This is a genomic window from Mesorhizobium sp. SARCC-RB16n, assembly GCF_008520305.1.
GTDB lineage: Bacteria > Pseudomonadota > Alphaproteobacteria > Rhizobiales > Rhizobiaceae > Mesorhizobium.
Genome location: NZ_ML703306.1, coordinates 92829 through 119613, shown reverse-complemented (window position 1 = coordinate 119613; position 26785 = coordinate 92829). Strand labels below are relative to the sequence as shown.

Sequence of the window (26785 nt, the reverse complement as noted above, 5' to 3'; positions counted from 1 at the left end):
AGCACCCCCGTGCCTGCAACCGCCCAATCATACCACGCCGAGCGCTACGGTTCGATTGTCCTACCGCTTCGCGCTCTTCATCGGGCTGCGCGGCTCGCCGTCGCGCCAGTCGCCGCTTGCCCACATATGGTCGAAGGCGGTCCGGTAATTTGGAAAGCGAAACCGATAGCCCGCCGCCTTGAGCGCCGCGTTGGCGACCCGCTTGTTCTCGCCATAGAAGGACCGTGCCATGGGCGAAAGTTGGGCGGTGTCGAAGGGAATTTCGGGAGGCGGCACAACGCCCATCAGCGAAGCGGCATAGGCGACGACATCCTGCGGCGGTGCCGGCTCGTCGTCGGTAACGTTGAAGATGCCGCCCGTATTGCCGGCGACCAGATGCCAGAGCGCGCCTGATATGTCGTCGCAATGGATGCGGTTGAACACCTGGTCGGGCTTGACCAGCCGCCTCGCCGTGCCGTTTTCCAGATTGACCAGCGCGTTGCGGCCCGGGCCGTAAATGCCGGACAGGCGCAGAATCGCCACCGGCCGGTGGATTTCCCGGCCGAGTTTCAGCCAGGCCTGCTCGGCCTCGACCCGCATCATCGAGCGCGTCGAAACCGGCCGGCACACGGCCGTTTCATCGACCCAGGCACCGCCATGATCGCCATAGACGCCGACGGTCGAGAGATAGCCGATCCATTCCAGGTCAGGCATCCCTGCGATCGCGTCCCGGGCGGCATTCAGCACGGGATCGCCGGCGTCTTCCGGGGCGATCGAAATCACCAGATGCGTGGTTTTCTCCAGCGCATCGCCGATGTCGCCCGTCAACTTGCCGTCGAACAGCAACGGGGCGATGCCTGTCTGGCGTAGCACATCGAATTTTTCTTCAGAGCGTGTCGTGCCGAAAATCGTGGCGGCTTCAGTATTGGCGCGGCCAAAGGCCTTGCCCGTATAGCCGGCGCCGAAGATGAAGATCCGCTTTTCGCTCATGCATGCGTCCTGTTGGGCCGCGCCAGGCGCCATTCCTCGCGCACCGCGGCGTCGTCCTCGGTTTCCAGGCCGCTTGCGGCCCGTTCGGCATATTCGGTTTCCGGCACCAGCCGCGCCAGCGCCCATATTGCCGCGCCCCGTACCAGCGGCGAGGCGTCGCCGAGCAGGTCCCGGACGATAGCGGCAAGCGCGGCGTCGCCAGAATTGCCGCCGGCGATCAGCACGTTGCGGATAAAGCGGTCGCGGCCGATGCGCTTGATCGGCGAACCGGAGAACAAGCTGCGGAAGGCCGCGTCATCGAGGGCCAGAAGGTCGGCGAGCGCAGGCTCGCGCAAATCGTCGCGGGCGGCGAGCTTGGCCTCTGAAGCCGCGCTGGCGAACTTGTTCCACGGGCACGCCGCAAGACAATCGTCGCAGCCATAGATGCGGTTGCCGATCGCCTCGCGGAATTCATGCGGGATCGGCCCCTTGTTCTCGATGGTGAGATAGGAGATGCAGCGCCGCGCATCGAGCCTATAGGGCGCGGGGAACGCGTCGGTCGGACAGGCGTCGAGGCAGGCGCGGCAGGAGCCGCAATGGTCGATCTCGGCCCGGTCAGGCGCCAGTTCGGCCGTGGTGAAGATGGTGCCGAGGAACAGCCAGGAGCCGTGCTCGCGGCTGACCAGATTGGTGTGCTTGCCTTGCCAGCCCAGCCCTGCTGCTTCCGCCAGGGGTTTTTCCATGACGGGCGCGGTGTCGACAAAGACCTTCACGTCGCCGCCTGCGCGCGCGACGATCTTGCCGGCGATCTCCTTCAGCCGGCCCTTCATCACCTCGTGATAGTCGCGGTTTTTCGCGTAGACCGAGATCGCGCCACGGTCGCGCTTCGACAACAGGTTGCGCGGATCATGGTCAGGTCCATAATTCATCGCCAGCACGATGATCGAGCGCACGTCGAGCCAAAGCGTGGAAGGCTCGCTGCGGCGCGCAATCGTTTCGGCGATCCAGTCCATGGAGCCATGAAAACCGTCGGCGACGAATTCGGCCAACCGTGCCGGCGCCAGCGGGATGGCATCGGGAGTGGTTACGGCGACGGCATCGAAGCCGGCGCGCCGCGCCTCCGCGTCGATCAGCGCACGCAGTTTTGCCGCGTCAGAAGTCGAGGTCCGCATAGTGCGACACCGGCGACAGGCCGCGCACGCGGTCGGTCAGGAGCGGCCGGAACGAGGGGCGCGACTTCACCCGCGTGTACCATTCGCGCGCGGCGGGGTGTTCGCGCCAGTCGATCTCGCCGAGATAGTCGAGCACCGACAGCGTCGCGGCGGCCGCCAGATCGGCATAGGTGACCCTGCCGCCGGCCAGCCAGTGACGGGTGCCGGCCAGCCAATTGGTGTATTTCATGTGCTGGCGGATATTGGCGCGCGCGGCGCGGATGGCGCCCGAATCGGGCGAGCCGCCGCCCGCCGTTTCCGGCATCACCGGCTTCAGCACGCGTTCGCGCACCAGATGTCGCGTCACTTCGCTTTCGGCCTTGTTGAGATACCAGTCGATCAGCCGGCGGATTTCGGCCCGCTGCATCGGGTCCTCGGCGAACAGCCGCTTGTCGCGCTTGAGCACACCGCGCGTCTCGTCGAGATATTCCGAGATGACCGTCGCACCGATGATCGGCACGTCGCCCTCGGCCAGCAGGATCGGCAGCGTGCCGGCCGGGTTCAGCGCCAGAAACTCCTTGCGCCGCGTCCACGGCTTTTCCTCGATCAGCGCCAGCTCCTCGCCATACTCGCCAAAGGCGAGGCGGACGAAGCGGCAGGTGGCGAACATGGGATGGTGGAAAAGCGTCAGCATGGTTCCGCGATGATAAAGCGCACTAGTGTGGTTCAGAATCCGGAATTCGCGCATCGCGCTCGTCCCAGGTGAGGCGAATTCCGGATTGCCACACTGGCGAATCGCCGGACGCACCGGTAAGTCTTGGCCGCCCCGTTGCGGGCCGTCAGAGGTGTTGCGACCTATAGGGGGACTTCGGCGCCATGACAAGCAAGCCATTCCGTTAGCCGTCACGCCAATGCCGAGGTAGAAATGGAAAGCCAGACCATCGTCGAAGCCCTGCTGCTCGGTCTGCTGGAGGGGTTGACCGAATTCATCCCGGTGTCCTCGACCGGCCATATCCTGCTCGCCGGCCATTTCCTCGGCTTCCAGTCGACCGGCAAGGCCTTCGAGATCCTGATCCAGCTCGGCGCCATCCTGGCGATCCTCAGCGTCTATTTCCGCCGCTTGTGGCAAATGCTGCTCGACCTGCCGCATGACCGGCTGACGCGGCATTTCGTCATCGGCATCCTCATCGCCTTCCTGCCGGCGGCGATCATCGGCGCACTGGCGCACGACTTCATCAAGACGGTGCTGTTCGAATCGCCACGACTGATCTGCATCATGCTGATCATCGGCGGCGTGGTGCTGCTGGTGGTCGACCGCATGAACCTCAAGCCCGTCTATCGCGACGTCGAGCGCTTTCCGACCAGGCTTTACCTGCAGATCGGGCTGTTCCAGTGCCTGTCGCTGATCCCCGGCACGTCGCGCTCGGGCTCGACCATCGTCGGCGCGCTGCTGCTGGGCGTCGACAAGCGGGCGGCGGCGGAATTTTCCTTCTTCCTTGCCATCCCGACCATGGTCGGCGCCTTCGCCTTCGACCTGTTCAAGAACCGCAACGTGCTGACCTCGGCCGACCTGCCGATCATCGCCATCGGCTTCGTCGCCGCCTTCGTCACGGCGCTGTTCGTGGTGCGCTTCCTGCTCGATTACGTCTCGCGCAACGGCTACTCGCTGTTCGGCTGGTGGCGGCTGGTGGTGGGCATCGTCGGGCTGGTGGCGCTGATGATCTGGGGGTGAGGAGCGGTCCGCGGCCCCTGCGCCTCGTCTCCCACGGGCGGAGCAAGGAGCGCAGCGACGCGGCGCAGACCCGAGGATCCATGCCGTGACTTGGATCAAAGACCGCGGCCTTCGAGAATAGCCAGCGCCAGGTTCGCCATCTCTAATGCATCTCGCCCGGAAGTGTCCTCGGTTCCGGGACAACGACATGCATAAAATCAGAAGCTTACAGCAGGTCGGGCGAATCCTATTCGCCGCGACATGCTGTAGTTAAGAGTCTCCCACGTTCTGCACCGTAGAAGCGCTTGGAGGTCGCGGCATGGATCCTCGGGTCGCCGCGACGTCGCTTCGCTCCTGCTCCGCCCGTGGACGACGAAGCGAGGAATGCCCCCCTCCTCAACTCCTCCCATAGAACGCATTCGGGACATGCACCGGCCAGCGCCAGGGCAGCACGGCAACCATGTCGAAACGCATCGACAGCCTGCCATAGTCCGGCTGCCGCGACAGCCAGATGTCGGCCGCGCCCTCGATACGGCGCTCCGATTCGTGGCCGATCGCTTCCATGGCCTCGATCAGCGTGCGGCGCGCCTTGACCTCGACGAACAGCACCAGATCGCCGCGCCGTGCGATCAGGTCGATCTCGCCGAACCGGGTGCGATGGCGGCGCGCCAGGATGCGGTAGCCCTTCAACATCAGCGCTGCAGCCGCCAGCCATTCGCCGCGATGACCGCGCCGATAGGCCTTCTGGCGGCTGGCGCTCGGGCGCTCAGCCACCGGTCTCTCCGGACGCATTCCTGAGCTCCAGCAAGCGCCGATAGAGCGCCTGCTTCTGGCCGCCGGTCATTTTCGCCGCCTCCGCCGCCGCCTTGGAGGCCGGCATTTCGGCTGCGAGCGACAAAAGCAGCCGGTCGATGTCTTCAGGCTGGTCCGCCTTGGCCTCGGTGGGGCCAATGCAGACGACGATCTCGCCCTTCGGTGTGTCGGCCGCCGCATAATGTTCGGCGAGTGCGCGTAGCGTGCCGGTGCGCATTTCCTCGAAAGTCTTGGTCAATTCCCGGCCGATGGCGGCTTTGCGTTCGCCGCCGAGCGCCTCGACCATGGCGCCGAGCGATTCGGCCAGCCGGCGCGGCGATTCGAAGAAGATCAGCGTCGCCGGCACGGCTTTCAACGCTTCCAGCCTTGCCAACCGTTGCCCTGATTTCACCGGCAAAAAGCCGGCGAACAGGAAGGCGTCCGACGGCAGGCCGGATGCGGTGAGCGCGGCAAGCGGTGCCGATGGGCCGGGGATCGGCACGACGCGAATGCCCTGGTCGAGCGCCTCGCCGACCAGCCGGTAGCCGGGATCGGAGACCAGCGGCGTGCCGGCATCCGAAATCAGCGCCACACTCTGCCCGGCTGCAAGTGCCGCGATCAGTTTCGGCCCAGCTTCGCCGGCGTTGTGTTCGTGATAGGCCGTGGTGCGGCGGCGAATGCCGTAGCGGTCGAGCAGCACGCGCGACACCCGCGTGTCCTCGCAGGCGACGATGTCGGCGGCGGCCAGCGTCTCCAGCGCGCGCAATGTGATGTCGGCCAGGTTGCCGATCGGCGTCGCCACCAGATAGAGCGCCGGATCGAGCGGACGGGCCGCGATCTCGGTCTGCCCGACCACATAGCTGCGCTTGCCCGTCTCGCCAGTCACCGATGCCGTCTCCGTTCAGGCCTGTTTGGCCTGCCAAATCTTGTTTGGCATAGCCAGTGCCGGCTTGCAAAACTCACGCCGATGTAAGCTAGCCGCCATTCCTTCGCCACAGTAGGGAACGAAACCGGGTTTGGCAGATTTAGGCCCTGATTCCCTAGGGAGGACAGGATGGACAGCCTGACGATACAGGACGCTTTCGAGCCCTACTATGCCGACCGCAATCGTGCCTCACCACGGCACAAGCGGCTGCCTGCCAAGAGCGGCCCGACCAGAGAACCGGCCGCGGTCACCTTGCCCACCAATGTGAAACTTTCCGACAATAAACCCGACAGCACGACGGAGCACTGACCGGACGATGCCAAATCGCTTCGATATCTTCATCACCCGTCTTGAAACGAAAAACGCGCGCCACGGCGTGCCGCTATCTCCGATAGGGGACCAGCACCGTGGCCGCCGCGACAAGGACGACGCCAAGCCAGTCCGAAACGGCGAGGCGCACGCCGAGAAAGATCGCGGAAAGCACCGCCACAAACACGACGCTTGACCTGGCTCAGACTGGCGAGGCGGCCGCCCAACGGCGGAGTGGTGTTCGGCGGGCCAGGCGCTCAGTCCAGATACCGTGAAACGCGCGCCTTCAGAAGCGCTATCAACTCCGGGTCCATGAATTCATAATCATCGGGAATATCGAGGCAGATCACCTTGGCCGCCTTCAGGCTGGCCTTGAATTTCTTCTGCAGCTTGGTGCGGTGGGTTTTCTCCATGACAAAGATGATATCGGCCCAGGCGACGAGTTCGTCCGTCAGCGGTGTATCGGCATCATGATTGGTGCCGGCCGAGGCGACTTCGATGTCGCGCCGCGTGGAAAACACCTGCTCGGCGGTCGGGCTGCGCAAGCGGTTCTGGCTGCAGACGAAGAGTAGGTTTTTCAAGGGTTCAGCGCGCCAGGTCCGCCACCACGGCGTCGAGCACGATCATGCCGGCCGGGGTGGCGCGCAGCCGCGCATTGCCAATCGGCGCCACCAGCCCTTCGCCCTGCAGTACCGACAGCCGCGCCGTGGACAGGCCGCGGCCCGAAAACGCCTCGTAGCGCGAAAGGTCGATGCCTTCGGCCAGCCGCAGGCCCATCAAAAGAAACTCGTCCGCCTCTTCCGAGCGCGTCAGGATCTCGCCGCCCGTGATGCCATGGCCCTTGGCCTCGACCAGATTGGCCCAGGTTTCCGGCATCCGTTCGGCGATGGTCACCACGCGATGGCCGTTCTCGACGAAGCGGCCATGCGCGCCGGGGCCGACGCCGACATATTCGCCGTAGCGCCAATAGGTCAGATTGTGCCGGCTCTCGGCGCCCGGCCTGGCGTGGTTGGAAATCTCGTAGGCCGGCAGGCCGTGCGCCGACGTGATTTCCTGCGTCAACGCGTAAAGATCGGCGGCGTGGTCGTTGTCGGGAATGACGAATTTCTTCGCCGCGTGCAGCGCGTGGAAGGGCGTGCCTTCCTCGATGGTCAGCTGATAGAGCGACAGATGGTCGGCGGCATGGCCGATCGCCTGTTCGAGTTCCGCCTGCCAATCCTGTGGCGTCTGCCCGGGGCGCGCATAGATCAGGTCGAAGGACAGGCGCGGAAAGATTTCGCGCGCGAGGCCGATTGCGTGCAAGGCTGCCTCGACATTGTGTAGCCGGCCGAGGAACCGCAGATCCTTGTCGTTCAGCGCCTGCACACCAAGCGAGACGCGGTTGACGCCGGCCGCCCGGTAGCCACGGAAACGCTCCGCCTCGACCGAGGAGGGGTTGGCCTCGAGCGTCACTTCGATGCCATCAGGCACCGTCCAGTTCCTGGCCACCGCGTCCAGAACCCTGGCCACGGTTTCCGGCTTCATCAGCGACGGCGTGCCGCCGCCGAGGAAGATGCTGGTCACTTCGCGCGGCCCGGTGCGCTGGCGCATCGTCGCCAACTCGGCCTCGAAAGCGGCGGCGAAGCGCTCCTGGTCGACCGGCTGGTGGCGGACATGGCTGTTGAAGTCGCAATAAGGGCACTTGGCCGCGCAGAACGGCCAATGCACGTAGACGCCGAAGCCGGGACTGCGGTCGAGCGCCATGGTGGTGCCGGGCCCGATCACGCTGAACCAAGCCGAGCTTGGGCGAATTTCTGGAAGGCGCGGGCGCGGTGCGAGAGCGCCGTCGCCTGGCCGGGTTTCCAGCCGTGCTTTTCCTCCGCGCTCATCTCGCCGAAGGTCTTGTCGAAGCCATTGGGCAGGAACACCGGATCATAGCCGAAGCCGAGCTCGCCGCGCGGCGGCCAGACCAGCGTGCCCTCGGCCTCGCCGCGATAATATTCGGCCTCGCCGTCGGGAAAGGCGAGGCAAATGACGGCGACGAAGCGGCCCGTGCGCCGTTCGGGCGTGGCCGCGCCGACTTCCTGCATCGCCACTTCGGTACGCTGCATGGCCATGGCGAAATCGCGCGATCCGTCCGGCGTCTCGGCCCAGTTCGCGGTGTAGACGCCGGGCGCACCATCGAGCGCATCGACGCAGAGGCCAGAATCGTCCGACAGCGCCGGCAGGCCGGTCGCCCTCGCGGCGGCAAAGGCCTTGATGTAGGCGTTTTCCTCGAAGGTGGTGCCGGTTTCGTCCGGTTCGGGCAGGTCATACTCCTTGGCCGATTTCGCCTCGAAGCCGAACGGTCCCATCAGGTCGGCGAATTCGCGCAGCTTGCCTTCATTGTGGCTGGCAACGACGATCTTCTTGCCATCGAGTGAATGCATCAAAGGCCCCAGATTCTCGGCTCGGCGAATTCGATCGAATTGCCCGAGGGGTCGCGTATATAGATCGAACGGCCACCTTGCGGCCATTCGAATTCGCTTTCGATGGCGATTTTCTTCGCCTGGAGATGGGTTTTCCAGCCGTCGAGCTCGTCGGCGGTCGCCGCAAAGCAGAGATGACCTTCGCCGACGGTGCCGTGCGGCGGCACTTTCAGCCTTGCGTCGGCCGCCGGGGGAATCTTGGTCGCCTCGGCATTGAAGACGAGCAGGACGCCCGTGCCGCAGCGGAAGAAGAGGTGGCGGCCTTCGACCTTGCCGAGGGGTTTGAGGCCGAGGACGTCGGTATAGAAGGCTTCGGCGGCATTGAGATCGGTGGCGTAGAGAGCAGATTCCAGGATTGCGGAGGGTATCACAAGGCGCCCCCCTCTGCCCTGCCGGGCATCTCCCCCACGAGGGGGGAGATCAGCGGCCATCGCGACTTTCGCCAATCATTTGCGTTGCAGGATTGAGCGGAGCGCCGAAGCTGCCAATCTCCCCCCATGTGGGGGAGATGTCCGGCAGGACAGAGAGGGGCGCTCAAGCTCGACATTTCGAGATTACGCCACCGCCATCTGCTGCAAACTCACCAACCTCTGGATGCCCTTCTTGGCGAGGCCCATTAATTCCCCAAACTGGTCCTCGGAGAAGGGCTCGCCCTCGGCGGTGCCCTGGATCTCGACGATGCCGCCCTTGCCGGTCATGACGAAATTGGCGTCGGTGCCGGCCGAGGAATCCTCGATATAGTCGAGGTCGATGACCGGCTGGCCGTCATGGATGCCGCAGGAAATCGCGGCGACATGGTCCTTCAGCACTTTCGAAACACTGGCCATCTGCCGCGTCTCCATCCAGCGCAGGCAATCATGCAGCGCCACCCAGCCGCCGGTGATCGAAGCGGTACGGGTGCCGCCATCGGCCTGGATGACGTCGCAGTCGACGGTGATCTGCTGTTCGCCCAGCGCCTGCAGGTCGACCACGGCACGCAGCGAACGGCCGATCAGGCGCTGGATCTCCAACGTGCGGCCGCCCTGCTTGCCGGCGGAAGCCTCGCGGCGCATGCGCTCGCCGGTCGAGCGCGGCAGCATGCCGTATTCGGCCGTCACCCAGCCCTTGCCGGAATTGCGCATCCAGCCCGGCACCTTTTCCTCGAGGCTGGCGGTGCACAGGACATGCGTGTCGCCGAACTTCACCAGGCACGAGCCTTCAGCGTGTTTGGAGACGCCGCGCTCGAAGGAGATGGCGCGCATTTCATCGAATTGGCGTTTGGAGGGGCGCATTCGGCCTGCTTTCTTGTCATTTTTGAATCGTGGCCGGCTTTTAGACGCATGCAGGGCACGGCGCAAAGGAAAAGGAACCGGGTTGATCTCACTCAGACACCGGGTTGCGCGCGGCCCACCGAAGTCTATATCCTTGAACCGGAGGTTTTTGGCCGAATGACCAAGGCAGTCGATCCCGCTTCGCAGCCGCTTGCACTTCAATCACTCGACATGCGCTCGCGCGACATCTTCCGGCGCATCGTCGATTCCTATCTCAGGGACGGCGAGCCCGTGGGCTCGCGCAGCCTGTCGCGCATCCTGCCTTCCTCGCTGTCGCCGGCCACCATCCGCAATGTGATGAGCGACCTCGAGCATCTCGGCCTGATCTACGCGCCGCACATCTCGGCCGGGCGTCTGCCGACGCAGGCCGGCCTGCGCTTTTTCGTCGACGCCTTCATGGAGCTCGGCGATCTTTCCGACGAGGAGCGCCGCACCATCGAGGCGCAGGTGCGGGCCTCCGGCTCGGGCGCGACGCTTGAGCACATGCTGACCGAGGCCAGCCAGATGCTGTCGGGCATGTCGCGCGGCGCCGGCCTGGTGCTGGCAGCCAAGAACGAGGTGGCGCTGAAACATATCGAGTTCATCCAGCTTGAGCCGACCAAGGCGCTTGCCGTGCTGGTGTCGCAGAATGGCGATGTCGAGAACCGCGTCGTCGACCTGCCGACCGGCATCACCGTCTCGCAACTGCACGAAGCCTCGAATTTCCTCAACGCGCATATTCGCGGCCGCACGCTGGCCGAGGCGCGGACCGAGATCGCCCGCATCAAGGAAGAGACGAGGGCGGCGCTCGACACGCTGTCGCAGGACCTCGTCGAGAAGGGGCTGGCCGTGTGGGCGGGCGCCGAAAGCGGCCTGCCGGCACGGCTCATCGTGCGCGGCCGTGCCAATCTGCTCGAAAACGTCACCGCCCAGGCCGACATCGAACTGCTGCGGCACCTGTTCGAGGACATGGAGACGCAGGACGGGCTGATCCAGCTGCTTGACCTTGCTGAGGAGGGATCGGGCGTGCGCATCTTCATCGGCTCGGAAAACAAGCTGTTTTCGCTGTCGGGTTCGTCGCTGGTGGTGGCGCCCTATCGCGACAAGGATGCCCGCGTCGTCGGCGCGCTAGGTGTCATCGGACCGACGCGGCTCAATTACGCCCGCATCGTGCCGATGGTGGATTATACGGCGCAGCTGATATCGCGTATGTTGAGGTAGGCCTCCGGGCAGCAAGGAGAAAAAGAATGGCGCTGGAATCATTCAAGGCCCAGATCAGCCTGCTTCTCGAAGAGATGGTCAACCAGCCTGAGGACCAGCACGAAATTCAGGAACAGCTGCGCGAAAAACTGCAGGAAATGCGCGCTATGGGCCTGCCGTTGCCGGCAGATCTCGTTGCTCTGGAAAAACGCCTGAACGACGATTTTTACGCTGCCGGAACCTGATTCCAGAAGTTTGCTTACCGTGCGTGACGGAACCCACTGACAAACCGATCGTTAATTTCCTTCACGACCGACTGGAGGAAGTGATGCGATTGGCCGGACTGACGATGTCCGCACTGTTCCTCACGACCGCGGCTCTCGCCCAGCAGGCCGATCAGCCCGTGCTCAAAGGCCCGGCGGCCTTCGGCGACTGGCGCGCGGACAAGCCCGGTGTGCGCCGGCTGATCAAGCCGGAAGACCTGCCGAGGCCCTATGTCACCAAGTCGGCATCGAACAGCGCCGGCCTCACGGACAGGCCGCAAGACGCCAAGCCACAATTGCCGCCGGGCTTTTCGGCGGAACTCGTTGCGTCCGGTATCGACAATCCGCGTGTGGTGCGCGTCGCGCCGAACGGCGACCTGTTCGTCGCCGACAGCGAGGCCAACCAGGTCCGCGTCTATCGGCTGAACGAAGGCAGCGCCAAGCCGGCCAAGAAAGGCATCTTTGCCGGCGGCCTCCACCAGCCGTATGGCATCGCCTTCTATCCCCCCGGCAATGACCCGCAATGGGTGTATGTCGCCAACAGCGACAGCATCGTGCGCTTTGCCTATCGCAATGGCGACCTGAAGGCCTCGGGCGAACCGGAAACCATTGTCGACAACATTCCGGCGAATCACCACTGGACGCGCGACATCGCCTTCTCGCCCGACGGCAAGACACTCTACCTCTCCGTCGGCTCCGGCTCGAATATTGCCGAGGATATGGGCAAAAGACCCAGAGGCGGGCTCGATGCGTGGGTCAAATCGAACCCGCTCGGTGCCAGTTGGGGTTCCGAGGCGGGCCGGGCCGATGTGCGGGCCTTCGACCCCGACGGCAAGAACGGCCGCATCGTCGCCACCGGGCTGCGCAATTGTTCGGGCATGGCCGTCCAGCCGGCAACAGGAGCGCTGTGGTGCGTGGTCAACGAGCGCGATGCGCTCGGCGACAATGTGCCGGCCGAATACGCGACATCGGTCAGGGAAGGCGCCTTCTATGGCTGGCCCTGGTATTACATCGGCAACAATGAGGACCCGCGCCACAAGGGCGAGCGGCCCGACCTTGCCGGCAAGGCGACGACTCCCGACGTCCTGGTGCAGGCGCATTCGGCGCCGCTCAACATCGCTTTCTACGACGGCAAAAGCTTTCCGGCCGAGTATCAAGGCGATGCCTTCGTTGCCCTGCACGGCTCGTGGAACCGCGGCAACAGGACCGGCTACAAGATCGTCCGCCTTCTGTTCAAGGATGGCAAGCCGACAGGCGAATACGAGGATTTCATGACCGGCTTCGTCGTCTCCAATGGCGAGGTCTGGGGCCGGCCGGTGGGCGTGGCGGTGGCCAGGGACGGGGCGTTGATCGTCACCGAAGACGGCAACGGCACGATCTGGCGCGTGACTTATAGTGGCGGCCGGTCCTGATCCGTCCTTGCGGGCCATTGCTGTCTGGTGCAAGCGAATCCCGCGCTCAGGGCGTTCTCCCGGAGCCTGCCTCATGCGACAAGGGCGCGACTGCCCCTTGGACGCCAACGCCATGACCCTCACCGGATTCCTCGCCTACAGTGCCGCGCTCGGTATCGCCGCCGCCATTCCCGGCCCCGGCATCACCGCCCTAGTCGCCCGTGCGCTGGGCTCCGGCTTCCGCTCGTCGCTCGCCATGTCCTTCGGCCTGATGCTTGGCGATCTCACCTATCTGACCGCCGTGGTGCTGGGCCTGGCCTTCGTCGCACAGGAGTTCGGCATGGTTTTCCTGGCGATCAAATGGGCCGGCGTCGCCTATCTCGCTTTCCTCGGCTGGCGCTTCTGGACCGCCGGTATCACACCCGAAACCATCGAAGCCAGGAAGGGCAAGGACGGATTGCTGTCGAGCTTCGTCGCCGGGTTGACCGTGACGCTCGGCAATCCAAAGACGATGATCTTCTACCTCGCCATCACGCCGACCATCGTCGACCTGAAGACGATCACGCTTGCCGATTACGGCATTCTCGTCGCGCTGACGGTGGTCGTCCTGTTCGTCGTGCTGGTGCCTTATCTGGCGCTGGCGGCCAAGGCGCGCTGGTTCCTGAAGTCGCCGCGCGCGCTCAAGGTGCTGAACCGCACCGCCGGCGCCTTCATGGTTGGCGCCGCGGCGGCGATCGCTGCTCGTCAGTAGGTCCTTTCGGCCAAACCATTCCTTGATCCAGCTGCTTCGAGGAATGCTTTTCCGAGGACCAAGCGTTTTCAGCACACGACCCACTCGGATATTTTCGAACCGCAGCCTATCTTGCGCGGCTGAAAGCCCTATTCTGTCGGCTACAGCCAATTGCCTGAAATTCCAGGGAGCGAAACCAATGAACAAGCCCGTCACTTCAGCCCGCGTGCCCGGCCGCGGCCGGATCTACAATTCCATCACCGACACGATCGGCGATACGCCTCTGGTACGGCTCGACAAGTTCGCCAAGGAGAAGGGCGTCGTCGCCAATCTGGTCGCCAAACTCGAATTCTTTAATCCGATCGCCTCGGTCAAGGACCGTATCGGCGTGGCGATGATCGAGGCGCTGGAGGCATCCGGCAAGATTACCCCCGGCAAGACGACGCTGATCGAGCCGACATCCGGCAACACCGGCATCGCGCTTGCCTTCGCTGCCGCCGCCAAGGGCTACAAGCTGATCCTGACCATGCCGGAGACGATGTCGGTCGAGCGCCGCAAGATGCTGGCGCTGCTCGGCGCCGAGCTGGTGCTGACCGAAGGGCCGAAAGGCATGAAAGGCGCCATCGCCAAGGCCGACGAGCTGGCCGCGACGATCCCCAACGCCGTCATCCCGCAGCAATTCGAAAATCCCGCCAATCCGGAAATCCACCGCAAGACGACAGCCGAGGAAATCTGGAACGACACCCAGGGCGAGATCGACATCTTCGTCGCCGGCATCGGCACCGGCGGCACCATCACCGGTGTCGGCCAGGTGCTGAAGAAGCGCAAGCCTTCGCTTCATTTCGTCGCCGTCGAGCCGGAAGCTTCGCCGGTGCTGTCGGGCGGCCAGCCCGGCCCGCACAAGATCCAGGGCATCGGCGCCGGCTTCGCGCCAAAAATCCTCGACACCACGGTCTATGACGAAATCGTCAAGGTCTCGAACGAGGATTCGGTCGCCAATGCGCGCCTCATTGCCCGCCTCGAAGGCGTACCGGTCGGCATTTCTTCCGGCGCGGCCCTGCAGGCGGCAATCGTCGTCGGCTCGCGGCCGGAGAACAAGGGCAAGACCCTGGTCGTGGTCATTCCTGATTTCGCCGAACGCTATCTGTCGACGATCCTGTTCGAGGGGCTGGGAGCTTAGGTCGATACCCCAGGAATAACATGCGTCGGCGGGCCAGCGTTAGTTGTCCTGCGCCGTGAGCCTGGCCCGCAGAAAAACTCCCGGTGGCCGCCGCCGTGCCGCTTGAGCGGACCCCTGCTTCCGGTTCATATCACTCCCGGTCCGCGAGAAGACGGGCCGGGGGAGGATTTCATGTACAAGCTCTACACGCGTCCCGGCAGCGGCGGCTTCGTCGTCGAGGCGGCGCTGGCGCTGATCGATGCGCCTTTCGAACAGATCGACGTGCCGAAGAGCGAGGCGCCCGATCCGGCCTTCCTCGCCATCAGCCCGTTGAACCAGGTGCCGGTGCTGACCTTGCCGGACGGACGCTCGATGACCGAATCGGCGGCGATCTGCATCCTGCTCGCCGAACGCCACCCGCAGGCCGGCCTGGCACCGGCGGCCGATGAACCCGCCCGCGCCGAATTCCTGCGCTGGATGGCGTTCATGTCCTCGGTGCTCTATCCGGCCGTGCTGCGGTTCTACTATGCCCATCGCTACACGGCGGATACCGAGGGTACGAAGGCGGTGAAACAGGCGGCGGTCGCCGAGATGGACCGTGGTTTTGCCGTCGTCGACGCAGCCTTGCGTGGCCGCGACTGGCTCGTCGGCGATAAGATGTCGCTGGCCGACATCTATCTCGTCATGCTGGTGGCCTGGCATCCCGACATCGACAGAGCGCGGGCGGCCTGGCCCGATATCGAGCGCCTGTGGGCGCGGTTGCGCGATCATCCGCTTTTGAAGACGCTCAACACGTCGCACGAGATGTGGCCGGCCTGAACGAGGTGATCCGGCCCGCTGCCCGTACCCGGGACCTCACTGAATGAGCGCGGTGCGTCTTGCCTGCAGGAAGCGGCGCACCGCCGGGTCGCGCTCGAGGCCGATCGCCCGGTCATAGGCTTCGACCGCCCACGGCCCCTGACCGAGCCTGGCCAGCAGGCCGGCACGCGCGGCCCAGTAGGGCTGGTAGTCGTCGAGCCGCTTGTCGTCGCCCAGCACGTAAAGGGCGGCCAACCCCGCCACCGCGCCCTCGGTCTCGGCGATCGCCACCGCGCGGTTGATCGCCACCACCGGCGATCCCGCGATCGAAAACAGCGCATCGTAGAGCTCGCGGATCGCCATCCAGTCGGTGCGGCCGGTCAGCCGCCGCGCCACATGGACGGACTGCACGGCCGCCTCCAGCTGGTAGCGGCCGATGACGCCCTTCGTGGCGGCACCGCGAAGACATGCTTCGGCCTCGTCGACCAGGGCGTGATCCCAAAGTGCATGGTCCTGCTCGGCGAGCGGCACATAATCGCCGGCCGCATCGCGACGCGCCGCGCGGCGCGCCTCGGCGAACAACATAAGCGACAGCAGGCCCAGCGCCTCCGGCTCGTCCGGCAGCAGCGAGGCCACCAGCCGGCCGAGCCAGATACCTTCGGTGGCGAGGTTGCGACGCCGCGTCTCGGTGCCGGCCGGGTCGGACCAGCCCTCCGCGAAAGCGGCGTAGATCGCCTCCAGCACCGCGTCCAGCCTTTCACCGAGTTCGCCTCGCTCGGGCACGCGGAACGGAATGCCGGTCTCGCGGATGCGGCTCTTGGCGCGCACCAGCCGCTGGCCCATCGTGGCCGGCGAGAGCAGGAAGGCGGAAGCGATCGTCGCGGCATCGAAGCCCAGGACGGTCTGCAGGATCAGCGGCGCCCGCACGCCGGGTTCGATCGCCGGATGGGCGCAGGCGAACATCAGCCGCAACCGTTCGTCGGGCAGGTCCTCGTCGGTCATGCGCGCCTCCGCCTCCTCGGCAATCAGCTTGAGATGATCGCGGCCGGCTTCGCTGGTCAGCCGCCGCCGCACCGCATCGACACGCCGCCGCCTGGCCACGGCGAGCAACCAGGCTTCCGGCTTTTCAGGCACACCGGTGCGCGGCCAGCGTTCGAGCGCCGCCGCAAAGGCGTCGGCCAGCGCATCCTCCGCGGCGGCCACGTCGCGCGTGCGCGCGGCGAGCCAGGCGACCAGCTTGCCATAGCTCTGCCGGGCGGCGGCCTCGGCGGCCGCCCGGGCGATCTCCGGGCGACTGTCCATCACGCCGTCACGTCTTGGGCATATAGTCGGCCATTTCCCAGATCGGCCGCAACTCGACCGTGCCGGTGCTGGCCGCCGGACAGCGGGCCGCCCAGTCGATGGCGGTATCGATATCGGCCGCCTCGATCATGTAGAAGCCGGCAAGCTGCTCCTTGGTGTCCGCATAGGGCCCGTCGATCACATTGGTCTTGCCGTCGGCGATCCGCACCGAGGTGGTCGCCTGGGTCGGACGCAGCCTTTCGCCGGCCAGCCACGCGCCGGACTTCTTCAACGCTTCGGTGTAGGCGCCATAGGCCGCGCTCATCTGCTGAGCCTTCTCGGGCGGCGTGTTCGCCAGCACGGCTTCGTCGTTGTTGATCAAAAGCATGTATCGCATGGTCTTCTCCCGTGGTTTGGAAGGCCGCTTCGTTGCGGGCCGAACGTATGTCGCGCGGCGGCGGCCGATTTCGACAGGTCGCGGAAAAAACTTTCGTCTCCGGCCGCGCCTTGTGCAAGCGGGCATGTGTTTGGCGACCTCTCAACCATTCGTCTACGCGCGGAATTTGCGGGTTGGCATTTCCCTTCCGCTGTCTACGGCGGCACGATCTCGCTCGAGCGGTGCGAGGCCACAGGCTCCAGCCAGCCGCGATAGCGCACGATCAGGCCGGTGAGCGGGTGCGAAATCTCGACGTGGAAGCGGAATTTTCCGTCCTCGACGGTCTCGACGGAGGTCGAGCGCGGGCAGAGCCACATCGGCAATCGCAGGCCGAGAACGCTCCAGCGCCGCAGGATCAGCTTCAGCTTGCCGCCTTCGGCCACCAGCGCCATGGCGAAGGTCAGCGGTCCGAACCGTTCGCACAGCAGGCGCTCGCTACGACCCCTGCCTTCGAACTGGCGGCTGGAGAAACTGTGGGGGCCAAATGTCCGCGTCCAGGTTTCGCCATCCGGGTCGGCGTCGAAACGAACCCGAACCGGGATGTCCGCGGCAGGCCCGGGGAACCCGACCAACCATGCCGTTATCCGGCTAAAGATGTTTCGCCCACGCTCGACGCAAGCCCGACCCTCCGCCATTCCAGCCCGATTGTGCATGGCTCGGATCTCATCGGGGAGGCCTTGCCAGGCATCGCCGAGCAGGTCGGCATAGAGCGGTCTGTCCGTGCACCCGCTGTCATCGCGAAAACCATAGGGCGACGGCGCGATGCCGCCGGTGATCGTGTCGACCCGTGCCACGCCGGACGAGAGCCGGCGCACCACCGCAGCGGTGAGCACCGGGAAGCTGGAGACGCCGGACAGCACGAAGAGCCCGGCCCGTCTGGCGGCAGCGTCGAAGGCCGGCACACCGGCAACGAAATCCGAGCCGTCGGCGAGATCGAGATAGTTGACACCCTGTTCGATACAGGCCTCGACCAAGCGGTAGCAGTCCTCGCCATAGGTCTGGAACGGGCCGCTGGCATCGACTAGCGTGTCGGGATGCAGCGACGCCAGCTGCGCGGCGAGATCGCCATCCCGGTCAAACATCGCCGGTACCAAGCGCGCGGCGACCGAGCCACGCCTTTCGCACCAGGCTTCGGCCCTGGCCAGCGAACGGCCGGCAACCATGACGGTCAGCCGGGGCTCATTCTCCACGAGCTGGACAATGCGGCCGCCGAAGGTGCCGTAGCCGCCGACGATGAGAAGCTTCATGCGCTTGCCCCCAGGCAGTCAGATTTTATGCATGTCGTTATCCCGGAACCGAGGACGCTTCCGGGCGACATGCATTAGCCGATCAACCGCTCCCGCAATTCGGCGGAAGGAACCTCGCAACTGTCCTTCCTGCCAAACAGGGCATAACGATTCCTCGCGATGCGATCGTAGAGCCAGTCGCGCAGCGGGCGCGGCAACAGCAACACTGCCCTGGCCGCCCGCCAAGGCCAGCCGAGTTCCGACATCACGGCGACAAAACTGTCGAGGCGCGTGAAGGAGACGCCGCCGACAAGGACGAGATTGGTTTCGTAGCTATTGGTTGGCAGGTTGTATTTGCGGAACAATGTCTCGCCGAGCGGTGATTGCGCGGTGGCGAAACGGAAGCGCGCTTTGCGGTCGAGGCGGACCACCATGCGCACGAAGCCCGAGCAGAACACGCAGGCGCCGTCGAACACGATCAGCGGATGGCTTGCATCGAAGGATGGGGAAGGCGGCTTGGGACGGTCGGTCACGCTGGCCTCGGCTGCTTATGTCCCGAGGACACTAAGCCAGCCGATGGCGACGTCAAAGACGCGGCGATGTCGCACGCCGCCGGTCGGCGAGGACCGGGCGCTCGGCGCGATAGGCCGTGGCGCGGGTCTCGGCGCCCGGCCTGCAGATGCGGCTGTTGTGGCGGCTTTCGAAGGTCATGGTCAGTGCGCGCCCAGCGACGTGCCGCGACGGGCGCAGGCCGGACCCGGGCCGCGCATATAATAGCGCTCCGGCCGATAGGTCGGCGCGACGAATTCGCGGATGGCGGCGGCATAGCCGATGAGGTGCGTGAGGAAGTTCATTTTACCTGGTCCCTGTCCCGATTTTCGGATGTCCCTTCCGAATTGCGAGAATGATAGCATCGAGGCGTGAATACTCGGTGAACGTGATGTTAATTTCTGGTCAAAAACCCGTCTTCGTGGCCGGAATGCGGCTGATTCGGGGTGTTTCGGTGCTCTTTGTCGTGATTTCGGTCGGTGTGACTTTTGCATCACATATGTTTCGTTTGAATGTCGCCTTGGCGCGCTTGAGTTTCAACTTTCGTGCCGCCCTGGGAATTTCCTTGCCGGGCGGCCCCGAGCGCCCGGAACCGGCCCGCGCAACGGACGTTGCCCTGGTGCCGGCATTGCCGGCTCTGGGCATTGCCGCTGGCAGGCCGCAACTCTCGACACAAGCAAGAGCAATGGAAAGGCTGAAATCATGGGCTTCTTTTCGAAGGACATCAAAACGTTGGACGATCTCTTCGTGCACACGCTGCGCGATATCTATTATGCCGAGAAGCAGATCGAGAAAGCGCTGCCGAAGATGATCGACAAGGCAACTGATCCGCAATTGAAGGCCGGCTTCGAAAAACACCTCGAGCAGACCAAAGGCCATATCGAACGCGTCGAGGAAGTGTTCGAGCTGCATGGCGTGAAGGCCAAGCAGGTGAACTGCCCGGCTATCGACGGCATTCTCGAGGAGGCGGACGACGTCAGTGGCGATGTCGACGACAAGGACGTTCTCGACGCCGCGCTGATCGCCTCCGCGCAGGCCGTCGAGCACTATGAGATGACCCGCTACGGCACCCTGATCGCCTGGGCCAAGCAGCTCGGCCGCAGCGACTGCGCCAATGTGCTGGCCAAGAACCTTAGGGAAGAGCAGGCGACGGATCGCAAGCTGACCGAAATCGCGGAAAGCAAGATCAACCTGCAAGCCGCCGAATAGGGGCTGAAGCCGGGGCCGGCGGCCGCAAACGCGCCAGCCCCGGCCGGACGGGGTTGGAACCCATCGGGGTGATCGTCCGTTCCAGTTGGTCTTGCTCAAGGGAAATCATCATGGCGCCGCGCCCGGCCTGGAAAGGCTATCTGAAGCTCTCGCTGGTGACCTGCGCCATCGAACTGACCAATGTCGTCACCCATGCCGAGAAGGTCTCGTTCCGGATCCTCAACCGCAAGACCGGGAATACGGTGAAGCGGATTTACGTCGACGCCGAGACCGGCAAGCCGATCGAGGACGGCGACGAGATCAAGGGCTACGAGATCGACAAGGGCGATTTCGTCCATATCGAGGAGGAGGAGATCGAGGCGGTGCAGATCGAATCCTCGCACACGATGAGCCTCGACGGCTTCGTCGACAAAGCCTCGATAGAGCAGATCTATCTCGACACGCCCTACTATGTCACGCCTGCCGACAAGGTTTCGGAAGAGGCCTTCGCCGTCATCCGCGACGCCATGGCGGGCAAGAAGATGGCAGGGCTTGCGCGCATCGTGCTCTACCAGCGCGAACGGCCTGTCGTGATCGAGCCGCTCGGTAAGGGCATGGTGCTGACGACGCTGCGCTACGACAACACGGTGCGCCAGCCGGGGAGCGTCTTCGGCGACATCAAGGCGGTGAAGACCGATCAGGAGATGACCGATCTGGCCGAACTCATCATCGACAAGAAGAAGGCGAAGTTCGATCCCTCGAAATTCGAGGATAAATATGAGGATGCCCTGCTCGAACTGATCCGCGCCAAGAAGGCGGGGCACAAGGCGCCGAAGGCCAAGGCCGCCCCAAAACCCTCCAATGTCGTCAACCTGTTCGACGCGCTGAAGAAAAGCCTGTCGTCGGACTCCGGCTCGTCGAAACCGTCCTCCTCCTCGAAAGCCAGGCCGGCGGCCAAACGCGCCAAGGCGAAGAGCGCCGCGCCAAAACGCAAATCGGCCTGAGGATACGAGATGGCCAGCCTCGAACAGTATCATTCGAAGCGTGACTTCAAGAAGACCGCCGAGCCGGCCGGCAAGGTCACGCGCGGCAAGAAGGACGGCGGCATCTTCGTCATCCAGAAACACGCCGCCACAAGGCTGCACTACGATTTTCGCCTCGAGCATGACGGCGTGTTGTGGAGCTGGGCGGTGACGCGCGGCCCTAGCCTCGACCCGCACGAAAAGCGGCTGGCCGTGCATGTCGAGGATCATCCCATCGACTATGCCGGCTTCGAAGGCACCATCCCCAAGGGCGAATATGGCGGCGGCTCGGTCCTCGTCTGGGACGAGGGCAGCTGGACGCCGGAGGGCGATGCGGCCCAGGGGATGAAGAAGGGCCATATCAATTTCGAGCTCGAGGGCACCAAGCTGCATGGCAAGTGGCATCTGGTGCGGCTGCGGCCGCGCCCCGGCGAAAAGCGCGACAACTGGCTGCTGATCAAGTCCGACGATGCCGCCGCACGCCCCGGCGAGGACATTCTGAAGGACGAGCCGAAGTCGGTGAAATCAGGCCTGACGATCGAGGAGATCGGCGAGGGTAAGGCGGCCAAGGGCGAGAAACCCAAAGTCTGGCACTCCAACAAGCCGGCTGCCGGCAAGGCCAAGGCGGGGACCAGGAAACTCGACTTCATCGAACCACAGCTTGCCACGCTGGAGCGGGACGCGCCGCCCGGCAAGGACTGGCTGCATGAGGTGAAGTTCGACGGCTATCGCATGCAAGCGCAGATCGCCGGCACCGAGGTGCGGCTCCTGACCCGCACCGGCCTCGACTGGACCGAAAAATTCGGCGGCGAGATCGCGGCCGAACTCGCCGGGTTGAAATGCAGCGATGCCATCATCGACGGCGAGATCGTCGTGCTGGCCGACAGCGGCGTGTCGTCCTTCGCGCTGCTTCAGCAGGATCTGTCGGCGAAGCGGACGAACCGCTTCATCTACTACGTGTTCGACCTGATGCGGCTCGATGGCAAGGATTTGCGCCGCGAACCGTTGGTGGAGCGCAAGCAGGCCTTGGAGGACCTGCTCGGCGAGCCGTCCGACACCGCAGCGGTGCGCTTCTCCGACCATTTTGCCGAACCTGGCAAGATCATGCTGGAACATGCCTGCCGCATGGGGCTGGAAGGCGTCGTCTCAAAACGGGCCGATGCGCCCTACCGGAGCGGGCGCGGTCCGGCATGGGTCAAATCGAAATGCACGGCACGGCAGGAATTCGTCATCGGCGGCTATCTGCCGTCGGACAAGACCGGACGCGGCCTGCGCTCGCTGCTGGTCGGCTATTTCGAAAACGGCAGCCTGCATTATGCCGGCCGGGTCGGCACCGGCTTCTCCACCAAGGGCGCCAACGACCTGAAAAAGAAGCTCGATGGGCTGAAGGCGGACGCCTCGCCCTTCGATGCCGCCGTGCCGAAGGGCAAGGGCCTGGTCTGGGTCAAGCCGGAATTGGTCGGCGAAGTGGAGTTTCGCAGCTGGACGTCGGACCGTATAATACGCCATGCCTCGTTCCAGGGGCTGCGCGAGGACAAGCCGGCGGAGGAAGTCGTGCAGGAAAAGCCCAAGGCGGCGACAGGCAAGGCAGCGACAAGCAAGAGCCCGGCCAAGGCCAGGCCGGCGGCAAGCAGCGCCGATAGGCCTGGGATGACGACCTCCGTAAAGCTCTCCCATCCCGACAAGCTGCTGTGGCCCGACGAGCAGATATCGAAGCAGGGCTTGCTCGACCACTACGCGCTGGTATGGCCGCGCATGGAACAGTTCGTCGTCAACCGGCCGCTCAGCCTGGTGCGCGCACCGGACGGCGTCGGCGGGCAGCGCTTCTTCCAGAAACACGCCTCGGCCGGCATGAGCGACAAGATCGCCCGGATGAAGGATCCGACGGACGGCGAGGAAATCCTGTTCATCCGGGATTTCGACGGGGTCGCGGCGCTCGTCCAGTACGGCGTGGTCGAGATCCATATCTGGGGCTGCACGATCGACAAGCTTGAACAGCCGGACCAGATCATCTTCGACCTGGACCCTGACGAGGGCGTCGACGTGAAGGCGGTGCGCGAGGCCGCGCTCGACATCAGAGGCAAGCTCGACGAGCTGTCGCTGCCCAATTTCGTCAAGACATCAGGCGGCAAGGGCTATCACGTGCTTGTGCCGCTGAAACCCTCGGCGGAATGGGACGAGGTGAAAGCCTTCGCCCATGATTTCGCCAGGGCGCTGGAGCAAGGCGCACCGGACCGCTACACGGCGACACTGTCGAAGAAGGCACGCACGGGAAAAATCTTCGTCGACTATCTGCGCAATGGCAGGGGTTCGACGACGGTCGCACCCTACTCGTCGCGGGCCAAGAAAGGCGCGACGGTGTCGATGCCGGTGACCTGGGCCGAGATCGAGGCCGGCCTGGCGCCGAACGCCTTCCCGATCGGCGACAAGACGACGCTGAAACGGCTTTCGGAAGCCGACCCGTGGACGGATTTTTTCAAGAGGGGCAAGGCCCTGAAGCGGGGCTGAGCCAGCTCAGGCCAAAAACACCCTCTCGAACGCCTGCTTGCCCGGCGGCGAAAACACCACCGCGCGGCTGTCCTTCTCGCGGCGCGCCCATTTCTCGGCAAGGATCTTGTCGAGGATGGCGGCGCCCAGCGTGCCGGCGAGGTGCGAGCGCCGCACGCTCCAGTCGAGGCAGGCGCGGCACACCGGCCGCCGCGGCTTGGTGTAGACATCGATGCCTATCGCCGCGAAGTGCGATGCAGCGGACGGCCCGAGCCTGATCTCCTTGTCGTCGCGGACCAATATGTTCTTGTCGACCAAGCGGTCGAGCATCGCAACGGCCTGCTCGCCGGCAAGGTGATCGTAGCAGACACGCGCGACGCGCATGGCCCCGTCGCGCGGGCCCGGCCGCACGCGCCTGGGGCCAACGGCCTCGGCCACGCCGGTGATGGCTTCGATCATGCCGGCCACTTGCGGGCCGGCCAGCCCGTAATAACGATGCCGGCCCTGGCTGGCCAAGGTCAGCAACCCGCCCTCCATCAGCTTGGACAGATGCGAGGACGCGGTCGGCAGCGACACGCCGGCCTCCAGCGCCAGTTCGCTCGCGGTCAATGCCGTGCCGCCCATCAGGGCGTTCAGCATGTTGGCGCGGGCCGGGTCGCCGACCAGGCTGGCGATGCGGGCAATGTCGGGTCCTTCACGCATGGTTTGATCCTCATCGAAGCATCCCTGTCAGATAACCACTATTCTCCGACCAGATCAAGGAGACGACGATGACCGCACGAACCGCTTCCGCCTCGGCCCCCCTCTCCGGCCGTCAATCGTTCCCGTTCGTCACCTGGGTGCGTTCGCGGCTGCTAACCCGCTGGTATGACCGCCACCTGCAGCGCCGCGACCTCTGCGAGATCGACGACCACCTGCTGCGCGACCTCGGCCTGACACGGCAGGACGTGCGCCGCGAATGCGCGAAGTCCTTCTGGCAAGCATGACCGCCGAGGGAATTGCCTAACACATCCACCCATAAGACGTTTCGACGCCGCTCGAACCATTGACGCGAAAACACCCCCTCAAGGAGAGACCGAGATGACCATCACCTGCTTCATCCGCTATGAGATCGACCCGTTCGGCAAGGCCGCCTTCGAGGAGTATGCCCGCAACTGGGGCCAGGCCATTCCGCGCTGCGGCGGCGATCTGATCGGCTATTTCGCGCCGCACGAGGGCTCGGCCACGACGGCCTGTGCCGCCTACAACATCGAAAGCCTGGCCGCCTACGAAGCCTATCGCGCCCGGCTTGCCGCCGACCCCGCCGGCAAGGCAAACTATGAGTTCGCCAAGCGCGAACGCTTCATCCTCAGGGAGGACCGCATGTTCCTGAAACTGGCTTCCGGCCCGCATGCGCCGCTGGTGAAGGTATGATCGCCGTCATCTTCGAGGTGCAGCCCGCACAGGGCCGGCGCGAGGCCTACCTGAACATCGCCGCCGATCTGCGTCCGCTGCTCGACGGCATCGACGGGTTCATCTCCATCGAGCGCTTCCAAAGCCTAGCCGACCCGAACCGGGTGCTGTCGCTGTCGTTCTGGCGCGACGAGGAGGCGGTCAAGGCCTGGCGCAATACGGAAGAGCATCGGCAGGCGCAAAAGGCAGGGCGCGGCGGTATCTTTGCCGGCTATAGACTACGGATCGCCCATGTGGTGCGGGATTACGGACTGACGGAGAGGGACGAGGCGCCGGCGGACAGCCGGGCGGTGAATGGGTGAGTGGTGGCACCAACGCCCACCTTCCCTTCTCCCCTTGTGGGAGAAGGTGGCCTCGCGAAGCGAGGTCGGATGAGGGGTGCTCCAGCTTGGCCCGTACATTCGTTCAGCACGGACGCGCGGCGAGAACGTCATAAGCGTCTCACTTCGCTGGAACACCCCTCATCCGTCTCGGCGCTATCACGCCGATCCACCTTCCCCCACAAGGGGGGAAGGAAGGCAAGTACAGCGCTCACGCATTACCGATCAGCACGCCCGCCGCGAACACCAGGGCGCCGCCCAGCACCACCTGGAAGGCGGCGCGCAGGAACGGGGTTTGCATGTAGCGGTTCTGGACGAAGGCGATGGCCCACAATTCGAAGAACACGACCACGGCGGCAACGGCGGTCGCCGTCCAGAAATGCGGAATGAGATAAGGCAACGCGTGGCCGAGGCCGCCGAGCGTCGTCATGACGCCGACGGTCAGGCCGCGCTTGATCGGAGATCCGCGCCCGGACAGCTTGCCGTCATCGGAAGCGACCTCGGTGAAGCCCATCGAGATGCCGGCGCCGATCGAGGCGGCAAGCCCGACCAGAAGCGTCTGCCAGGTGTCATGCGTGGCAAAGGCGGCGGCGAAGATCGGCGCCAGCGTCGACACCGATCCGTCCATCAGCCCGGCCAGGCCCGGCTGCACATAGGTGAGGATGAACTGGCGCTGCTCGGCGGTCGCCTCCTCGACCCTGACCTCGCCCGGAACATGTTCCTGCTCCAGCGCATGCGCCGAGCTTTCATGGCCCTGTTCGACCGCGGCCAGGTCGCCGAGGAGTTTGCGGGTCGAGGCGTCGGTGGTGCGCTTGGCCGCCTCGACATAGAACAGATAGGCCTGCCGCTCCATAGCCTCGGCCTGGCGGCGCACGGCCTCGATGCCGAGCGGCCGCACCAGCCAGTCGGGCTTGCGCTCATAATAGCCCTTCACATGTTCACGGCGGATCAACGGAATGCGCTCGCCGAAACGCTTGCGGAAGAGCTCGATCAGCGAGTCGCGATGGCCGTCTTCCTCCTCGGCCATTGCCTCGAACAGTTTGGCCGATTGCGGGAAAGTCTCGGCCAGTCCGTCCGCATAGGCCCGGTAGATGCGCCCGTCATCTTCCTCCGATGAAATGGCCAGCGCCAGGATCTCCTGTTCGGAGAGCGATTCGAAGGGGCGGCGGCCGAAGCCGAAAACACGGGAAAGCATGAGGAAATCACCCTAGTTTAGAATTGTTCTAAACTAGGGTTTACGGCGTCCGTGGTCAATCGCGCTTGGGGCGGCGGGTCAACAATTGTTGAAACGTCGGCATGAGCCCAGTCACTTCACTATCGGTGAATGTTCACCTATATGTGAGACCAAATCCAGGAAAGGAACGCGCAGATGACGGCAAAAGAGCCTGCACACGCCTATGATCCAAAGCCTGTTCTCGATCTCATCGCCAGCATTGAGGCCGACCTGCAACGCCTGAAGGGCCTGGTCGAGCAACAGGTCGAGAAATTCGACCCCGCCAACCCGCACAACAAGGCGCCGGACGGCAAGCTGACCGAGGAAGGCGTCGAGTGCTGCTACCGCATGTTCGACGAAGGCAAGTCACGCTATTCGGTGGCCCAGCAGATGAAGATCTCGTTCGCCGCCGCCACGCACCGGTTCAACAGCTGGCGCAAGCTGGGCGGGACAAAAAGGCAACGGACGTTGCTCGGCTAGATTGAGGCGCGCCGCCAA

General features: G+C 64.6%; 35 protein-coding genes. 16 read left to right on the top strand and 19 right to left on the bottom strand.

Features of this window, described 5'->3' with window-relative positions:
* Positions 1–60: 60 nt before the first annotated feature.
* Genes C7I87_RS33870 through C7I87_RS33860 form a run of 3 tightly spaced genes read right to left on the bottom strand, consistent with a single transcriptional unit; the run spans position 61 to position 2793 of the window.
* Positions 61–969 carry an SDR family oxidoreductase gene (locus tag C7I87_RS33870; RefSeq protein ID WP_149908279.1) on the bottom strand — a complete coding sequence of 303 codons (909 nt, stop codon included), beginning with the start codon at positions 967–969 and terminating at the stop codon, positions 61–63.
* Entirely contained in the window at positions 966–2120 is a 1155-nt protein-coding gene (gene queG / locus C7I87_RS33865) for a tRNA epoxyqueuosine(34) reductase QueG (protein WP_149908278.1), read from the bottom strand. Before queG ends, C7I87_RS33870 begins: the two co-directional genes overlap by 4 nt.
* Complete coding sequence (locus tag C7I87_RS33860; RefSeq protein WP_015314714.1) at positions 2101–2793, bottom strand: glutathione S-transferase family protein; 693 nt, start codon at positions 2791–2793, stop codon at positions 2101–2103. Before C7I87_RS33860 ends, queG begins: the two co-directional genes overlap by 20 nt.
* Positions 2794–3024: 231 nt before the next feature.
* On the opposite strand from C7I87_RS33860, the gene C7I87_RS33855 reads away from it, so the two are divergent.
* Positions 3025–3831 carry an undecaprenyl-diphosphate phosphatase gene (locus C7I87_RS33855; protein ID WP_149908277.1) on the top strand — a complete coding sequence of 269 codons (807 nt, stop codon included), beginning with the start codon at positions 3025–3027 and terminating at the stop codon, positions 3829–3831.
* Positions 3832–4206: 375 nt separating this feature from the next.
* On the opposite strand, the gene C7I87_RS33850 is transcribed toward C7I87_RS33855, so the two are convergent.
* Together C7I87_RS33850 and rsmI are read right to left on the bottom strand one after the other, a co-directional pair.
* A complete protein-coding gene (locus tag C7I87_RS33850; RefSeq protein ID WP_015314716.1) occupies positions 4207–4584 on the bottom strand; it encodes a YraN family protein in 378 nt (125 codons plus the stop codon).
* Positions 4577–5488: a 16S rRNA (cytidine(1402)-2'-O)-methyltransferase gene (gene rsmI / locus C7I87_RS33845; RefSeq protein ID WP_149908275.1), complete on the bottom strand. Its 912-nt coding sequence runs from the start codon at positions 5486–5488 to the stop codon at positions 4577–4579. The genes C7I87_RS33850 and rsmI overlap by 8 nt, the downstream gene beginning before the upstream one ends.
* Before the next feature lie 168 nt (positions 5489–5656).
* Between rsmI and C7I87_RS33840 the strand changes: the two genes are divergently transcribed.
* Positions 5657–5836: a hypothetical protein gene (locus tag C7I87_RS33840; RefSeq protein WP_149908274.1), complete on the top strand. Its 180-nt coding sequence runs from the start codon at positions 5657–5659 to the stop codon at positions 5834–5836.
* A 7-nt stretch (positions 5837–5843) separates the two neighbouring features.
* Complete coding sequence (locus tag C7I87_RS33835) at positions 5844–6032, top strand: hypothetical protein (RefSeq protein WP_149908273.1); 189 nt, start codon at positions 5844–5846, stop codon at positions 6030–6032.
* A gap of 61 nt (positions 6033–6093) precedes the next feature.
* Here C7I87_RS33835 and C7I87_RS33830 read toward each other — a convergent pair whose 3' ends face one another.
* The 5 genes from C7I87_RS33830 to rph form a co-directional block, all read right to left on the bottom strand.
* Positions 6094–6417 (bottom strand): low molecular weight protein tyrosine phosphatase family protein, encoded by a 324-nt coding sequence (locus C7I87_RS33830; protein ID WP_149908272.1) that lies wholly within the window; start codon positions 6415–6417, stop codon positions 6094–6096.
* A 4-nt stretch (positions 6418–6421) separates the two neighbouring features.
* A complete protein-coding gene (gene hemW, locus C7I87_RS33825) occupies positions 6422–7579 on the bottom strand; it encodes a radical SAM family heme chaperone HemW (protein WP_149908291.1) in 1158 nt (385 codons plus the stop codon).
* 17 nt (positions 7580–7596) lie between these two features.
* Complete coding sequence (gene rdgB, locus C7I87_RS33820) at positions 7597–8244, bottom strand: RdgB/HAM1 family non-canonical purine NTP pyrophosphatase (RefSeq protein ID WP_149908271.1); 648 nt, start codon at positions 8242–8244, stop codon at positions 7597–7599.
* Positions 8244–8654 carry a VOC family protein gene (locus tag C7I87_RS33815; protein ID WP_149908270.1) on the bottom strand — a complete coding sequence of 137 codons (411 nt, stop codon included), beginning with the start codon at positions 8652–8654 and terminating at the stop codon, positions 8244–8246. The genes rdgB and C7I87_RS33815 overlap by 1 nt, the downstream gene beginning before the upstream one ends.
* Before the next feature lie 183 nt (positions 8655–8837).
* Positions 8838–9554 carry a ribonuclease PH gene (rph, locus tag C7I87_RS33810; RefSeq protein ID WP_149908269.1) on the bottom strand — a complete coding sequence of 239 codons (717 nt, stop codon included), beginning with the start codon at positions 9552–9554 and terminating at the stop codon, positions 8838–8840.
* Positions 9555–9710: 156 nt separating this feature from the next.
* Between rph and hrcA the strand changes: the two genes are divergently transcribed.
* The 6 genes from hrcA to C7I87_RS33780 all read left to right on the top strand — a co-directional run bounded on the left by hrcA (position 9711) and on the right by C7I87_RS33780 (position 15134).
* On the top strand, positions 9711–10793 hold the full coding sequence (hrcA, locus tag C7I87_RS33805; protein ID WP_149908268.1) for a heat-inducible transcriptional repressor HrcA: 1083 nt from the start codon (positions 9711–9713) through the stop codon (positions 10791–10793).
* 26 nt (positions 10794–10819) lie between these two features.
* A complete protein-coding gene (locus C7I87_RS33800) occupies positions 10820–11017 on the top strand; it encodes a hypothetical protein (RefSeq protein WP_149908267.1) in 198 nt (65 codons plus the stop codon).
* Between the two features lie 83 nt (positions 11018–11100).
* Positions 11101–12447 (top strand): PQQ-dependent sugar dehydrogenase, encoded by a 1347-nt coding sequence (locus C7I87_RS33795; RefSeq protein ID WP_188394110.1) that lies wholly within the window; start codon positions 11101–11103, stop codon positions 12445–12447.
* Positions 12448–12559: 112 nt separating this feature from the next.
* Entirely contained in the window at positions 12560–13177 is a 618-nt protein-coding gene (locus C7I87_RS33790; protein WP_149908266.1) for a LysE family translocator, read from the top strand.
* A gap of 178 nt (positions 13178–13355) precedes the next feature.
* Positions 13356–14336: a cysteine synthase A gene (cysK, locus tag C7I87_RS33785; protein WP_149908265.1), complete on the top strand. Its 981-nt coding sequence runs from the start codon at positions 13356–13358 to the stop codon at positions 14334–14336.
* Between the two features lie 171 nt (positions 14337–14507).
* The gene (locus C7I87_RS33780; protein WP_149908264.1) at positions 14508–15134 is read left to right on the top strand and encodes a glutathione S-transferase family protein; all 627 of its coding nucleotides are present in this window, start codon (positions 14508–14510) and stop codon (positions 15132–15134) included.
* Positions 15135–15170: 36 nt separating this feature from the next.
* Here the strand turns inward: C7I87_RS33780 and C7I87_RS33775 are convergent, their stop codons facing one another.
* The 7 genes from C7I87_RS33775 to C7I87_RS35515 all read right to left on the bottom strand — a co-directional run bounded on the left by C7I87_RS33775 (position 15171) and on the right by C7I87_RS35515 (position 19358).
* Positions 15171–16415, bottom strand: a complete 1245-nt coding sequence (locus C7I87_RS33775; RefSeq protein WP_149908263.1) for an RNA polymerase sigma factor — start codon at positions 16413–16415, stop codon at positions 15171–15173.
* Between the two features lie 7 nt (positions 16416–16422).
* Positions 16423–16791, bottom strand: a complete 369-nt coding sequence (locus C7I87_RS33770; RefSeq protein ID WP_149908262.1) for a YciI family protein — start codon at positions 16789–16791, stop codon at positions 16423–16425.
* A gap of 194 nt (positions 16792–16985) precedes the next feature.
* Complete coding sequence (locus tag C7I87_RS33765; protein ID WP_149908261.1) at positions 16986–18077, bottom strand: saccharopine dehydrogenase family protein; 1092 nt, start codon at positions 18075–18077, stop codon at positions 16986–16988.
* 74 nt (positions 18078–18151) lie between these two features.
* The gene (locus C7I87_RS33760; RefSeq protein ID WP_149908260.1) at positions 18152–18589 is read right to left on the bottom strand and encodes a thiol-disulfide oxidoreductase DCC family protein; all 438 of its coding nucleotides are present in this window, start codon (positions 18587–18589) and stop codon (positions 18152–18154) included.
* Between the two features lie 52 nt (positions 18590–18641).
* Positions 18642–18767: a hypothetical protein gene (locus C7I87_RS36575; protein WP_281409082.1), complete on the bottom strand. Its 126-nt coding sequence runs from the start codon at positions 18765–18767 to the stop codon at positions 18642–18644.
* A 2-nt stretch (positions 18768–18769) separates the two neighbouring features.
* On the bottom strand, positions 18770–18910 hold the full coding sequence (locus C7I87_RS33755; RefSeq protein WP_013892047.1) for a hypothetical protein: 141 nt from the start codon (positions 18908–18910) through the stop codon (positions 18770–18772).
* A gap of 100 nt (positions 18911–19010) precedes the next feature.
* On the bottom strand, positions 19011–19358 hold the full coding sequence (locus tag C7I87_RS35515; RefSeq protein WP_188394112.1) for a hypothetical protein: 348 nt from the start codon (positions 19356–19358) through the stop codon (positions 19011–19013).
* Between C7I87_RS35515 and C7I87_RS33750 the strand changes: the two genes are divergently transcribed.
* The 3 genes from C7I87_RS33750 (at position 19308) to ligD (ending at position 23323) form a co-directional block, all read left to right on the top strand.
* Positions 19308–19814, top strand: a complete 507-nt coding sequence (locus C7I87_RS33750) for a YciE/YciF ferroxidase family protein (protein WP_149908259.1) — start codon at positions 19308–19310, stop codon at positions 19812–19814. The two genes, C7I87_RS35515 and C7I87_RS33750, sit on opposite strands and share 51 nt — an antisense overlap.
* Before the next feature lie 110 nt (positions 19815–19924).
* Complete coding sequence (locus C7I87_RS33745; RefSeq protein ID WP_149908258.1) at positions 19925–20797, top strand: non-homologous end joining protein Ku; 873 nt, start codon at positions 19925–19927, stop codon at positions 20795–20797.
* 9 nt (positions 20798–20806) lie between these two features.
* Positions 20807–23323 carry a DNA ligase D gene (ligD, locus tag C7I87_RS33740; RefSeq protein WP_149908257.1) on the top strand — a complete coding sequence of 839 codons (2517 nt, stop codon included), beginning with the start codon at positions 20807–20809 and terminating at the stop codon, positions 23321–23323.
* Between the two features lie 6 nt (positions 23324–23329).
* Here the strand turns inward: ligD and C7I87_RS33735 are convergent, their stop codons facing one another.
* Entirely contained in the window at positions 23330–24004 is a 675-nt protein-coding gene (locus tag C7I87_RS33735) for an ArsR/SmtB family transcription factor (protein ID WP_149908256.1), read from the bottom strand.
* Positions 24005–24072: 68 nt separating this feature from the next.
* Here C7I87_RS33735 and C7I87_RS33730 point away from each other — a divergent pair, with 68 nt between their 5' ends.
* The 3 genes from C7I87_RS33730 (at position 24073) to C7I87_RS33720 (ending at position 25056) form a co-directional block, all read left to right on the top strand.
* A complete protein-coding gene (locus tag C7I87_RS33730) occupies positions 24073–24288 on the top strand; it encodes a DUF1127 domain-containing protein (protein ID WP_149908255.1) in 216 nt (71 codons plus the stop codon).
* Between the two features lie 94 nt (positions 24289–24382).
* A complete protein-coding gene (locus tag C7I87_RS33725; RefSeq protein WP_149908254.1) occupies positions 24383–24715 on the top strand; it encodes an NIPSNAP family protein in 333 nt (110 codons plus the stop codon).
* A complete protein-coding gene (locus tag C7I87_RS33720) occupies positions 24712–25056 on the top strand; it encodes an antibiotic biosynthesis monooxygenase family protein (RefSeq protein ID WP_149908253.1) in 345 nt (114 codons plus the stop codon). The genes C7I87_RS33725 and C7I87_RS33720 overlap by 4 nt, the downstream gene beginning before the upstream one ends.
* A gap of 229 nt (positions 25057–25285) precedes the next feature.
* Here the strand turns inward: C7I87_RS33720 and mbfA are convergent, their stop codons facing one another.
* Positions 25286–26269, bottom strand: a complete 984-nt coding sequence (mbfA, locus tag C7I87_RS33715; protein WP_149908252.1) for an iron exporter MbfA — start codon at positions 26267–26269, stop codon at positions 25286–25288.
* Positions 26270–26443: 174 nt separating this feature from the next.
* Here mbfA and C7I87_RS33710 point away from each other — a divergent pair, with 174 nt between their 5' ends.
* The gene (locus tag C7I87_RS33710; RefSeq protein WP_149908251.1) at positions 26444–26767 is read left to right on the top strand and encodes a hypothetical protein; all 324 of its coding nucleotides are present in this window, start codon (positions 26444–26446) and stop codon (positions 26765–26767) included.
* Positions 26768–26785: the final 18 nt, after the last annotated feature.